We start from the raw sequence: 11987 nt of genomic DNA, 5'->3' as shown, positions 1-11987 counted from the left end.
ATGCCGTGAGTTGTGGCCCGAGCTTGCGCGGCTGTGGGAAGGATGGGTCGTTGCGCGCACGGCGCCAGGTCGTGGCGACGCTCTGCGCGTACAGGCCGCTGACAACGTCAACACGGACGTTGGCTGCAGTGGGTAGGGAATCGAAATTTTGGAGCGCGACAGGAATTGCCGGCTTTTCTTTTGCGGGTCGAGACATGGGGTAGTTTCCGGGCGCGGGTTTCCATCAAAAACCAACCCGCCCGGTTGGTGCCGGATTCACGACCCCGGCTGATGTGTGTCCCGCGACACGGCACTATCTCGACATGCAGCGTTGGCATGCTTGGCTCTTCGCCCGCGCCCCGATGGGCGCGAAGCCCCCAGTCGGCGAACTGATATTCCGGTGACGGACCCTCAGATATCGGGGGCAACCGCGCGCCACGAATGGGCAGGGCACGCGATCAGTTGAGACGAAGTGTAGCAGAAAAAAGTCAATGAAATCAATGAGTTACGGAGCATTGCCTACTACGCAGGGTCGCGTAACAGGGTCGCTTCTATCTCGCGCCCAAGCACTTCCCACGCAGCGCGTTTTTCCGGTGCGTAGTCGTGCTGCAGATAGGATGGCCGCGCTTTGCTACCGCCCGGTAGGACGTGGTTCAGGCAGCGGTCGACCACGTCGGGGTTCACGCCGGCTTTCTGCATCATCGTGGCGCCGGTGCGGCGCAGGTCGTGCGGCGTCCACTCGCCAGTGGTGCCGTTGGACAGCACCAGCGTGTTGTCGTTGGTCCTGTTCTTGAGCGGCTTGCTGCGCTCCTTGAACATCGTCTGGCGGTCGCCAACCTGCTTGCTGACCGTCTTCAGGTTGATGTGCGATTCATCTGCGCCGGCCGTGCGCGCGGGGAAGCACCACGACGACTTCGAATCCTTCTTTCGAATCACACGCAGGGATTCGAATTGACGCACCGCGAACGGGCTCAGGAACACGATGTGGTCGTCTTGCGCGGCGTTGGTCTGCTTGGTGTTTGCCTCGGGTATGCGCCACACACCGGCATCCAAGTCGACGTCCTCCCATCGGGCCTGCAGTAGTTCGCCGATGCGGCACATGGTCGATAGGCAGAGCCATAGCGCGGCCTGACTGGCGGCGGTCAGACCGTGCGCGCCGACGCGCTTATTCTCGCGCCCAGCGCGATCGGCCGTCATGCCGTCCAGGATGTCGCGCAGTTCGCGCAGTTCAGCCGGCGAGAGCCTACGCCTGCGCGTGTCGTCAAGGTTGTAGTCGGCCGAGACGATCGTTTCGATGTTGATCAGGGCGGCGGGGTTCTGCTCGATGAGCAGGGCGCGCCACGGCTGCCGCTTCTCAGCCCATCCGAACAACTGGACCAAGTCGCGGTAGACGCGCACGGCCATGCGGTTGCGCCCCCGCGCCACGATCGCGCGCAACAGTACGTCCAGGTCGCTCCAGGTGATGTGCTTCACCGGCTTGCCGCCGATCGCCGGCAACACGTCCTTGCCGAACGCGCGGCGCAACTCGTCATTGCCGTCTTTGCGCTTCACGCCCGCGGCAAGCCACTCTTCGAACAAGGCGGTGAAGGGGAGCAGGGTGGCCCGCTCTTTCTCGGCAGCGATGCGCCGCTGTTCGGCCTCTGCGCGATCTTTCTCGATGGCGTCGATTACCTGCTGTTGGAAGTCGACGCCGGCGCGCGCCAGTGACTGAATACGCTGGTTCTCGCCTACGGCGTCTGCAAGAGACATGCACCCCGGCCCGGTCCCGTAGGGCTTCGGCAAACGTGCCTGCTTCTGCTTGCCGTCGATCACGTATCGGACCAACCATGTGCGCGCACCGTCAGGTGCGACCCGCACATACAGGTTCTTTTCGACAGTGAATTTCCACTCTTCTGCACGCGGCTTCGTCGCCGCCTCCAGGGCCTTGATTGTGATGGTTGCCATCTCCGCGTCCTACGGCGTCCTAAATTGCCGGCGCTGAGATGCTATCAGTTATTGGTCGCTTGACACAAAGAAGTCTGAAAAAATCGTTTTGAATCAAAGAGTTATGTGCTGATTCTTTGTGTCATCTAGGATCAACTTGGATCACGCAAAATCACGTTTTAAGTGCATGGGGTGCAAGGGGTCGAAGGTTCGAATCCTTTCACACCGACCAGAATCGTTAGATGGAACAACGGCTTACGCCCACAAGGCGTAAGCCGTTTTTCTTTGCCCCACGTCACCCCATCAACGTCGGATTGCGCCGCGCTTCATCGATCTTGCGCTGACGAAGGGCCTGCCGGCATTGTCCGAAGCGAGAGGCGCCCGGCTCTGCGCAGCGGGTGTTGATGCAGATGGCGCGTGCGAAGAAGCCCTGGCTTCTACACGCTGCCAGCGGGTCCGATGTGACGCGGACGGTTCGGGGGCGGCTTGACGCCTTTCGCGGCGAGGACGAGGAGGGGGCCGCAAGCGCCTCCGAATCGTCGTCACCCCGGGCTGCTGGCTCCTCAGGCCACGGCGCGACATTCGCTGCGCTGGGATTGATCTCCGGGGTCGTCATGGCGATTTCCTGCAATTGTTTTCGCGGCCCGAGCGAAGGAAGAGGCACGGTGGGCGTGACGGGCTGCACTTGGGCCCACCTTGCAGGCTCGGACGGCGTTCTTGCGCGAGACATCTGCCACCCAACGAATCCTGAAGAAAGCAACACTGCGGGCGCCAGGACCAGGAGCAGGACGTTGCGAAGCGGACGACTATGGGTCAGAAGGAGATCGGCCTTGCCGTTTGCGCCTCGCGGTAGCGACGCTTCGATCTGCTCGTCGACTGCGGAAGGCATGGCCTCGCCGCAGGCATGGCAACGCGTGACGCGCCCTCTGTTCACCGTGTGACAAGAGGGACAACTGGAAGCTGCCACGCCGCGGTGAAAGATCATTCCGAAGTAGTCGCTTATCTCCACATAGGCGACAGATGTGTCCGGCGCTGCAGGCCAGGCGGATACAGCAGACTGAGTCATCATCAGGGCCCCCTTTGCTTGCAGTCTCGTGCCGGTCCACGGAAAAATGCTCCGTTCGGGCGACAGAGTCCGGGCAAGCAGGCTTTATCGGAGCACAACTCGACGCCGTTTGTAAGACGACGCCTGAACCTCTACGGGAATGGCGCCCTACGCGGTCACCAACACGCAATGATCGGCGGGACCGGAGGATCGAACATCAGCCGTCCGCTGTAGGACAGGCTCACACGCCTCCGTGGGCAAGTTCTCCAACGTGGAGTGGCCCTCTTTGGCCCGGACGCGACGCTGCGTCCTGATGTCCTCCGCGAACTGCGCTGATCGCAAAGCGCAGGCTCAACGCGTCCTTGACCTGAATCGCACCGCCGAGGATCGAGAAGGGCACGATGCCGAAATCCGACTGGTTGAATTCGATCGATCCGGTCACGCGCATCTTGTCGCCGCTAGCTTCCACTTGCATGGGCACCGAGAAGGTCCGCGTGGTTCCATGCAATGTGATCGCAACCGCCAGCTGGGCACCGGCAGAACTTTGCCTGTTGCCACTGATGCGTATCAGCGCAAAGGGAAACTGCTGCACATCGAGCACTTTATCGAGCATGTTGGATCGCGTGCCTGCGATGTCCGATTCGGTAGGCTGGGTGTCCAGGCCGGCTTCCGTGCGAAGTGCCGCTTCGTCGACCGTGAGTTCTGCGAGTGGAACGAACAGATCGGCGCGGCCCGCTTCCGGCGCGACGTAGCCCTGCACTGCGCGGCTCGCGACCACATGGTCGTGCCCCAGCCGCGCCATCGAGCCGGCGCGCCTCACTGTCACGGCGACGAGCGAATTCGCCGTATCGACGCGGTAGACCGGTTGGCCCCGCGCCGCCGCCTGCTCGTAAAAACTGGCGGGAAACTCCCTGGGCGCTTGCGAAAGACCGTTCGGCTCACCCGCAGGTCCGCCAACGGGCGCAGCGCACGCTGCGAGCAGGGTCGCCAACAGCACTGCAAACAGATGCAGAGGTGCGCGGCGCGAAATCTTCATCTCACGAGACTTTGCGCAGCCGCACATGAAATGTCACCGTGACATCCGGGCCGATGACGTTGGTCGCGACCCATTCGCCCGTGCCGATGCCGAAGGGCCCGCGCTTGACGGTGATCTTGCCGTCCATGGTCGCGCCGTCGGCCGATTCGCTCCAACTGAAGGGAACCTCCACGGGCTGCTGCACGCCCTTGAGCGCCAGCGTGCCGTGCGCGACGTAGTTGTTGGCCTGCGAGCGGCGAATGTCGGTCGCGTGGAATTCGGCCTGCGGGAACTTGGCAAAGTCGAACCATTCGGGGCCGGCGATGGCCTTGTTGATGTCGGCGTTCGTCATATCGGCGCTCGCGACCTTGATGACCACGTCGAGTCGCCCGCCTTCGGCCTTTTCCGGGTCGAGGTTGAGTTGTACGTCGAATTGCCTGAAAACGCCGGGGGCCGGCGTGGTTTCGAACGTGGCCGCGAACTCCAACCGGCTGGCGGGAACGTCCATCTTCCACTCGGCCGCGTGCGCGGATTGGAGCGCGGCACCGGCGAGCAGCAAGGCAACGTGGACGAGGTTCTTCATGGCTACGGATTCCTCGCAGGCAGCATACGTGCGAGCACGTCGTCTCGCTTGACGAAGTGATGCCGCAGTGCAGCACCGACATGCAGGACCAGCAATGCGATCAACAGAATGCCCAGCGAGAAATGCACGGCGGATGCCAGGTCGGCGACGTGCTTGTCAGTCGCCACGATCGCGGGCAACGGAATCCGCCAGTAGATGCGAAAGGGCACGCCGGCTGCCGAACTGATCACCCAGCCGGCGAGCGGCATGGCAAGCATCAAGACGTAGAGCAGGCCGTGGCTCACATGCGCGGATGCGCGCTCCCATCGAGGCATGTCCACAGGCAGGGCCGGCGCCCGGTGCGACAAGCGCCACGCCACGCGCACCAGCACGAGCATGAGGATCAGCATGCCGGTCGACTTGTGCCAGACGAAGAGATCGAGCTTCGTCGGCGAAAGGCGCCAGCTAGTGGCCAGCCAACCGAGCGCGAACTGCGCGAATATCAAGAGCGCGATGAACCAGTGCAAGAATTTCGCGACCGGATTCCAGGATCCCGGCCCGGGTCCGGCGGACATGAGGTTCGATCGCATCGGTCGAGTGTCGCAGCTAGCTGCGGACTCCGACAAGCGATGCGATCAATCGTTCGCGCGCGCGGACGATGCTTCACACGCAATGTATTTCGGCTGCCGAGCGGGACAGGAAATCTGCAGCGTCCAACATGACCGGCAGGAAAGGCGCCGCGCGATAGCGCGCCAGGGCCTTCGCTTMGATCACGTCGAAACAGGCATCGCAGGCCTCGACCAGCCCTTCTTCGTCGTCGGCTGCGCCGAACAATTCATGAAGCGCCTCGTCGGACACATGAGCGATGATGCGGGGTCCATCGAAGCCATCCGGGTAAATCGCAAACCTGACCGTTTCCGTGTCAGGGCAATGGATCGCTTCGCAGTGCATGGTGGGCTCCTTTTTTCCAGCTCATGGATTTCACGCTTCCACGATCGGGAATGCACGCGGCATACTTCGTCACACGCAGACAGATGCCGCCTACAGGAGGTGCTCGTCCCATGAACGACCCCTTCGATTTGCAACGTTTCGCGGATGCCCAGGCCGGCGTGATCGACCGTGTCATGGACGAACTGCGCGCAGGCCAGAAGCGCAGTCACTGGATGTGGTTCATCTTTCCGCAACTGACGGGCCTGGGACGAAGCGCGATGGCGCAGCGCTATGCCATTTCATCGCTGGAGGAAGCGCGTGCTTACTTGGCGCATCCGGTTCTTGGTGCGCGGCTGAAGGCATGTAGCGAGCTCGTTTTGGCCGTCGAAGGTCGCGGCGTGGCCGACATCTTCGGGGCGCCGGATGACCAGAAATTCTGGTCGTCGATGACCCTGTTCTCGATCACCGCGGACGCGTCGACGGCGGTCTTTCGCGCATGCCTTCAAAAGTACTTTGGCGGGAGCACCGACCGCGGGACCCTGCTGTTGCTGCAGGGTGGCAGCTAGCGCGGGTGCTAGTGCAGATCGCCGTTGAGGTAAGGCTCGGGGTCGACCGCCACGCCTTGCTTGCGGATCTCGAAGTGGAGCTTGACGCGGTCGGCGCCGCTGTTGCCGATCTCCGCGATCTTCTGGCCTTGCCGGACCACTTCGTTCTCTTTCACCACGATGGTTTGCGCATGCGCATACGCAGTCAGGAAGGTGTCGTTGTGCTTGACGATGACCATGTTGCCGTAGCCGCGCAACTCGCCACCGACATAGACGACGCGCCCATCGGCCGCGGCGACCACAGGGTCGCCCATGTTGCCGGCGATGTCGATGCCCTTGTTCTGCGTACCGTTGAAAGTGGAGAGCGTGCGGCCAGGCGCCGGGCGGATGAATGTTGCCTGCGGCTTGGGCGCCGGCGGAGCGGGTCGCGCGGTCGCGGCAGGGGGCAAGGGGTAGAAACCGGGTGCCGGGGCTTGGCTCTGCGGCGTCGTGGTCGTACAGGCGATCAGGGAGGCTGCTGCAGTTGCGGCGATTGCGACTCGAAGGAAGTAGGTCTGAACTGGCATGGCGTTTTTTTGGAACGAGTTCAAGGCGAGGGGTTCCTCGGCCTCACGGCAAGGGCGCAGTTTTAGCACGGTGAGTGCGCTGGCGGTCATGCGCGGGTGTTCGGGCTATTTCTGCGGAATCGGCGTCACGCGGTCGATGGGAACGGCGGTGACGCTGTTCTTCGGGGATCCATCGACGAGGAGATCGGAATAGGTCAGGTACACCAGCGTGTTGCGTTTGGCGTCGACCATGCGCACGACACGAAGCCGCTTGAACATGACCGACAGACGCTCGCTGAAGACCTCCTCGCGCTTGGGCAGCGCTTGGGTGATGCTCACCGGGCCGACCTGCCGGCACGCGATCGAAGCCTCGGACTTGTCTTCGGCCAGTCCGAGTGCGCCCGAGACGCCTCCCGTCTTGGCGCGCGAGACATAGCAGGTCACGCCGTTCACCTTGGGGTCGTCGTAGGCCTCGACCACGATCTTGTGATCGGGGCCGATCAGCTTGAAGGCGGTGTCGACGTCGCCAATCATCTCGGCGTGTGCCAGCGCCGCCACGGCCGCGAAGCCGAGGAGCACGGCGCAGGATTGCGGCCGCTTCATGCGATGTCCAGCGTGTGGACGCGGTCGAAACTGCCGCGGCGGCGGTCTTCGAAGTAGAACTCGAGCGCGGCCTTGACCGTGCGGAACGCGATCTCGTCCCACGGAATCTCTTCCTCGGTGAAGAGCCGTGCCTCGAGCGTCTCGTGGCCCGGATCGAACCTGTCGCTCAAGAGCCGAGCGCGGTAGAACAGATGAACCTGCCCCACGCGCACGACGCTCATCACGGCGAACAGGCCCTCCATCTCGTACTCGGCGCCGGCTTCCTCGTCGGTTTCCCGCGCCGCGCCCTGCTCGGTGGTTTCGTTGAGCTCCATGAAGCCGGCCGGCAACGTCCACTTGCCCCATCGCGGTTCGATGTTCCGCTTGCACAGCAGCACGCGATCGCCCAACACGGGGATCGTGCCGACCACGTTCAGCGGGTTCTCATAGTGGATTGTGTTGCAGGCCGGGCAGACGGCGCGCTCCTTGGTGTCGCCGTCGTCCGGGATGCGGTAGACCAGCGCGGTGCCGCAGTTCTTGCAGTGCTTGATGGGGACGCGTAAAAACATCGCCGGTTCAGACCACCTTGACCGTGAGCGAGGGCAGGCCGGTGATTTCGCCGACGAGCGTGTCCCCGGCCACCACCGCGGCGACGCCCTCGGGCGTGCCGGTGAAGATCAGGTCACCGGGTTGCAGTTCCCAGGCGGCCGACAGGTGCTCGATGGTCTCGGCGATGTTCCAGATCAGCTTGCTCACATTGCTGCGCTGGCGGTCGGCGCCGCCCACCTTCACGGAGATCTCGGCCTTTTCGACGTCACCTGCCTGTGCGACCGGCACGATCGGACCGATGGGCGCGCTCTGCTCGAAGCTCTTGCCGATGTCCCAGGGGCGGCCCTGCTTCTTCATGTCGTTCTGCAGGTCGCGGCGGGTCATGTCCAGGCCCACGGCGTAGCCGAAGATGTGCTTGTGCGCGTCGGCGGCCACAATGTTCTTGCCACCCATGCCAATGGCTGCGACGAGTTCGATCTCGTGGTGCAGGTTCTTGGTGAGCGTCGGGTAGGCCATGGTACCGGTCGTCCCGGCGTCGACCACCACGACGGCATCGGCCGGCTTCATGAAGAAGAAGGGCGGTTCGCGCCCGGTGAAGCCCATTTCCTTGGCGTGTTCCTCGTAGTTGCGGCCGACGCAATAGATGCGGTGCACCGGGAAACGGGCCGGCTGGCCGACGACGGGGATCGAAACGACGGGGTGGGGCGTGAAAACGTACTCGGAGGCCATGGGAAAAACGTCCTTTTCAGCGAAAACGGCAGTGTGCCAGAGGGCAGGGTGCGTTGTCCGCTGCCACGCCGTGGACGCTCGGCGGGGATATGCTTGCGCCATGATGAAGCTCCACAACTACTTCCGATCTTCCGCGTCGTTTCGCGTGCGCATCGCCCTGAATCTCAAGGGTCTGGACTACGACTACATTCCGGTGCACATCGCCCGCGGCGAGCACAAGACCGGTCCTTTCTCGGCCATCTCCCCCGACATGCTGGTGCCGCTTCTGGAAGACGAGGGTGAGCGCTTCACGCAATCGATGGCCATCATCGAATACCTCGATGAAATCCACCCCGAGCCGGCGCTTCTGCCGCACGATCCGGTGGGCCGGGCACGCGTGCGTGCGCTGTCGGAATCGATTGCCTGCGAAATCCATCCTCTCAACAACCTCCGCGTGCTGAAGTACCTCGTGCGCGAACTCAAGCTCGACGACGACGCCAAGAACGCCTGGTACCGCCACTGGGTGCGCGAGGGCATGCTGGCGTTCGAGCGCCAACTTGCGCTGCTGCCGGTCGGCACCTACTGCTACGGCAACACGCCCACCATGGCCGATTGCTGCCTGGTACCCCAGGTTTTCAACGGCCAGCGATTCGACTGTGACTTCAGCGGTCTGCCGCGCACCATGGCCGCATTCGAGGCGTGCATGCAGCTCGAAGCGTTCCAGCGCGCCCAACCTTCGCAGTGTCCCGACGCCGAAACGTGACCGACCCCGACTGGCTCGTTCCCCAGTGGCCGGCGCCGTCCGGCGTGCACGCCGTGTGCACGACGCGTTCCGGTGGCGTGTCGACCGCGAACTACCGGGGCCTGAACCTGGGGGACCACGTCGGCGACGATCTGCCGGCAGTGCAATCGAACCGGCAGTTTCTTCGCGACGCGATCGGCGTGCGGCCGGTTTTTCTCCAGCAAGTCCATGGAACGCGGGTGGAGGCACTGGATGCCGCCAGCGCCGATGGTGTCGCCGCGGATGCCTGCACGACGGTCGAAGGCGGTGTCGCCTGCACGATCATGGTGGCCGACTGCCTGCCCGTGTTGTTCACTGATGAAACGGGCCATCGAGTCGCCGCGGCGCATGCGGGGTGGCGCGGCCTTTCCGCCGGCGTGCTCGAACGCACGCTGGAGGCCTTCGCAGCCGATGGCGGCACTCGGCGGGTCATGGCGTGGCTCGGCCCCTGCATCGGCCCCGATGCCTTCGAAGTCGGCGACGAGGTTCGCGCGGCATTCGAGGCCGGCTCACCGGATGCGCGTCAGTGCTTCAAGCCGTCGAGCACGGCGGGCAAGTGCATGGCTGATCTTGCGGGACTGGCTCGTCAGCGCCTCAGCGCCGCCGGCGTGACGCAACTGCACGGAAATGACAGCAGCGATGCCTGGTGCACGGTCCACAACCCGTTACGCTTTTTCTCGCACCGGCGGGACCGCGTCAGCGGGCGCTTCGCCGCCTGCATCTGGCTTGGCTGAATGCGCCCGAATCGCCACCTCTCGCTCCGCATCTTCACGCGCCTTGAGCGCGCGGCGGCGCGCCGGGGTGGCCATCAGGTAAACCACCAGTGCCACCGGCGCCAAGCCGTAGAGTAGAAAGGTGAAGACCGCGCCCAGTACGGTGCCGTTGGTGTTGGTGGCCTCTGCGACCGCCATCATCAGGGCAACATAGAGCCACGCAATCACGACGAGGTGCATAGACGATGTTGTTTCAGGAAGTTATCGGGAGGCTTGCTGGTGGGGCCTTCGCGAATGCAGCATACTCAAATCCCGTTCTGAAGAGGTGAGGCAGCAGGAGACATCATGAAACAACAACACGCCACGGCGGCAGATACCTTCGCGCCGTTTCAGCAGGCGCTTTCCCAGGGGTGGAGCAAGGCGCTCGAATCGTTTCAATCCATGGGTGCGCAAGGTGCGCAAGGTAACGGGCACAACGCGCCCTGGGAACTTCCAAAATTCTCCCTGGCGCCAGAGAAGCTCCAGGAACTGCAGCAGCAGTACGTCAGCGAAGCCACCGAACTCTGGCGCCAGGACATGGCCAACAGGGCCACCGGCGACAAGCGTTTCGCTGGTGAAGCATGGAGCAGCAATCCCTTTTCATCCTTTGCCGCCGCTGTCTACCTGTTGAACGCGCGCACGCTCCTGGGCATGGCCGAGGCCGTCGATGCCGACAACAAGACGCGCGCGCGCCTTCGCTTCGCCGTCGAGCAATGGATGGCAGCTTCCTCGCCGAGCAATTACCTTGCATTCAACGCCGAAGCCCAGAAGAAGGCGATCGACACGCAAGGCGAGAGCATCGCCAAGGGCATCCAGAACCTTCTTCACGACGTGCAACAGGGCCACCTGAGCATGACCGACGAAAGCGCCTTCGAAGTGGGCCGCAATGTCGGTACCACCGAAGGTGCGGTGGTGTTCGAGAACGACCTGTTCCAGCTGCTTGAATACAAGCCGCTCACGGCCAAGGTCTACGAGCGGCCACTGTTGCTGGTGCCGCCGTGCATCAACAAGTTCTACATACTCGACCTGCAGCCCGAGAACTCGGTGATCCGCTACGCGGTGGAGCAGGGCCATCGCGTGTTCGTCGTGAGCTGGCGCAATCCGGATTCGTCGATGGCGCAATACACCTGGGACCAGTACATCGAGGATGCCGCGATCAAGGCGATCCATGTCACACAGGAAATCACCGGCCAGGATAAGAGGGGCGGAAAGATCGACACGCTCGGCTTCTGCGTCGGCGGCACCATCCTGAGCACGGCGCTGGCCGTGTTGGCCGCGCGCGGCGAGCAGCCGGCTTCTTCGGTGACGTTGTTGACCACCTTGCTCAACTTCACCGACACCGGGGTGCTCGATATCTTCATCGACGAAGGCTTCGTGCAGTTCCGCGAAATGCAGATGGGCAAGGGTGGCCTGCTGAAAGGCGGCGAACTCGCGTCGACCTTCAGCTTCCTTCGGCCCAACGATCTCGTCTGGAACTACGTCGTCGGCAACTACCTGAAGGGCGAGACGCCGCCGCCGTTCGACCTGCTCTACTGGAACAGCGACGCGACCAACCTGCCGGGCCCCATGTACTGCTGGTACCTGCGCAACACCTACCACGAGAACAAGCTGGCCACGCCCGGTGCGCTGACCGTTGCAGGCGAGAAAGTGGACCTCGGCGCGATCGATGCGCCGGTCTATATCTACGGCTCGCGCGAAGACCACATCGTGCCGATCGGCGGCGCCTATGCGTCGACGCAAGTGCTTTCCGGCAAGAAGCGCTTCGTGATGGGCGCATCCGGCCACATCGCCGGCGTGATCAACCCGCCTGTGAAGAAAAAGCGCAGCCACTGGATTCGTGCGGACGGCAAGCTGCCGACGACGCAGGCCGAGTGGCTCAGCGGCGCAACCGAGCATCCCGGCAGCTGGTGGACCGATTGGTCCAACTGGCTCAAGACCCACGCGGGCAAGCAGATCCCTGCCCCCAAGACCTACGGCAAGGGCAGCGCCTACAAGGCGACGGAGCCCGCGCCGGGCCGCTACGTCAAGGCGAAAGCCTGATCCCTTTTCCTTTCATTTCAATCCCAATCCC

Annotated in this window: 15 protein-coding genes; 4 read left to right on the top strand and 11 right to left on the bottom strand. The window is 63.3% G+C overall.

Annotation, left to right across the window (positions count from 1 at the left end):
* Positions 1-501 precede the first annotated feature (501 nt).
* The 6 genes from AC1DN9_RS02625 to AC1DN9_RS02600 form a co-directional block, all read right to left on the bottom strand.
* On the bottom strand, positions 502-1923 hold the full coding sequence (locus AC1DN9_RS02625) for a tyrosine-type recombinase/integrase (protein WP_478097018.1): 1422 nt from the start codon (positions 1921-1923) through the stop codon (positions 502-504).
* Positions 1924-2197: 274 nt separating this feature from the next.
* The gene (locus tag AC1DN9_RS02620; RefSeq protein ID WP_478097016.1) at positions 2198-2587 is read right to left on the bottom strand and encodes a hypothetical protein; all 390 of its coding nucleotides are present in this window, start codon (positions 2585-2587) and stop codon (positions 2198-2200) included.
* A gap of 601 nt (positions 2588-3188) precedes the next feature.
* Positions 3189-3983 (bottom strand): YceI family protein, encoded by a 795-nt coding sequence (locus tag AC1DN9_RS02615; RefSeq protein ID WP_478097014.1) that lies wholly within the window; start codon positions 3981-3983, stop codon positions 3189-3191.
* A 1-nt stretch (position 3984) separates the two neighbouring features.
* Positions 3985-4545 carry a YceI family protein gene (locus AC1DN9_RS02610; RefSeq protein ID WP_478097012.1) on the bottom strand — a complete coding sequence of 187 codons (561 nt, stop codon included), beginning with the start codon at positions 4543-4545 and terminating at the stop codon, positions 3985-3987.
* Between the two features lie 2 nt (positions 4546-4547).
* Entirely contained in the window at positions 4548-5114 is a 567-nt protein-coding gene (locus AC1DN9_RS02605; RefSeq protein WP_478097010.1) for a cytochrome b, read from the bottom strand.
* Between the two features lie 73 nt (positions 5115-5187).
* Complete coding sequence (locus AC1DN9_RS02600) at positions 5188-5475, bottom strand: hypothetical protein (RefSeq protein WP_478097008.1); 288 nt, start codon at positions 5473-5475, stop codon at positions 5188-5190.
* Between the two features lie 110 nt (positions 5476-5585).
* On the opposite strand from AC1DN9_RS02600, the gene AC1DN9_RS02595 reads away from it, so the two are divergent.
* Positions 5586-6020: a DUF1810 domain-containing protein gene (locus tag AC1DN9_RS02595; RefSeq protein WP_478097006.1), complete on the top strand. Its 435-nt coding sequence runs from the start codon at positions 5586-5588 to the stop codon at positions 6018-6020.
* 8 nt (positions 6021-6028) lie between these two features.
* Here the strand turns inward: AC1DN9_RS02595 and AC1DN9_RS02590 are convergent, their stop codons facing one another.
* From AC1DN9_RS02590 to AC1DN9_RS02575, 4 genes are all read right to left on the bottom strand, one after another.
* On the bottom strand, positions 6029-6565 hold the full coding sequence (locus tag AC1DN9_RS02590) for a murein hydrolase activator EnvC family protein (protein WP_478097004.1): 537 nt from the start codon (positions 6563-6565) through the stop codon (positions 6029-6031).
* Between the two features lie 105 nt (positions 6566-6670).
* Positions 6671-7147 carry a CreA family protein gene (locus AC1DN9_RS02585; RefSeq protein ID WP_478097002.1) on the bottom strand — a complete coding sequence of 159 codons (477 nt, stop codon included), beginning with the start codon at positions 7145-7147 and terminating at the stop codon, positions 6671-6673.
* Positions 7144-7695: an NUDIX hydrolase gene (locus AC1DN9_RS02580; RefSeq protein ID WP_478097000.1), complete on the bottom strand. Its 552-nt coding sequence runs from the start codon at positions 7693-7695 to the stop codon at positions 7144-7146. The genes AC1DN9_RS02585 and AC1DN9_RS02580 overlap by 4 nt, the downstream gene beginning before the upstream one ends.
* A gap of 7 nt (positions 7696-7702) precedes the next feature.
* Complete coding sequence (locus AC1DN9_RS02575; protein WP_478096998.1) at positions 7703-8404, bottom strand: fumarylacetoacetate hydrolase family protein; 702 nt, start codon at positions 8402-8404, stop codon at positions 7703-7705.
* Positions 8405-8507: 103 nt separating this feature from the next.
* Between AC1DN9_RS02575 and maiA the strand changes: the two genes are divergently transcribed.
* Positions 8508-9146 carry a maleylacetoacetate isomerase gene (gene maiA, locus AC1DN9_RS02570; protein ID WP_478097522.1) on the top strand — a complete coding sequence of 213 codons (639 nt, stop codon included), beginning with the start codon at positions 8508-8510 and terminating at the stop codon, positions 9144-9146.
* On the top strand, positions 9125-9898 hold the full coding sequence (gene pgeF / locus AC1DN9_RS02565; RefSeq protein ID WP_478096997.1) for a peptidoglycan editing factor PgeF: 774 nt from the start codon (positions 9125-9127) through the stop codon (positions 9896-9898). Before maiA ends, pgeF begins: the two co-directional genes overlap by 22 nt.
* On the opposite strand, the gene AC1DN9_RS02560 is transcribed toward pgeF, so the two are convergent.
* A complete protein-coding gene (locus AC1DN9_RS02560) occupies positions 9830-10117 on the bottom strand; it encodes a hypothetical protein (protein ID WP_478096995.1) in 288 nt (95 codons plus the stop codon). The two genes, pgeF and AC1DN9_RS02560, sit on opposite strands and share 69 nt — an antisense overlap.
* A gap of 105 nt (positions 10118-10222) precedes the next feature.
* Between AC1DN9_RS02560 and phaC the strand changes: the two genes are divergently transcribed.
* Positions 10223-11956 carry a class I poly(R)-hydroxyalkanoic acid synthase gene (gene phaC / locus AC1DN9_RS02555; RefSeq protein ID WP_478096993.1) on the top strand — a complete coding sequence of 578 codons (1734 nt, stop codon included), beginning with the start codon at positions 10223-10225 and terminating at the stop codon, positions 11954-11956.
* Positions 11957-11987: the final 31 nt, after the last annotated feature.

The organism is Variovorax sp. 05L425 (genome assembly GCF_056397705.1).
This window is presented reverse-complemented; position numbering and strand designations above follow the sequence as displayed.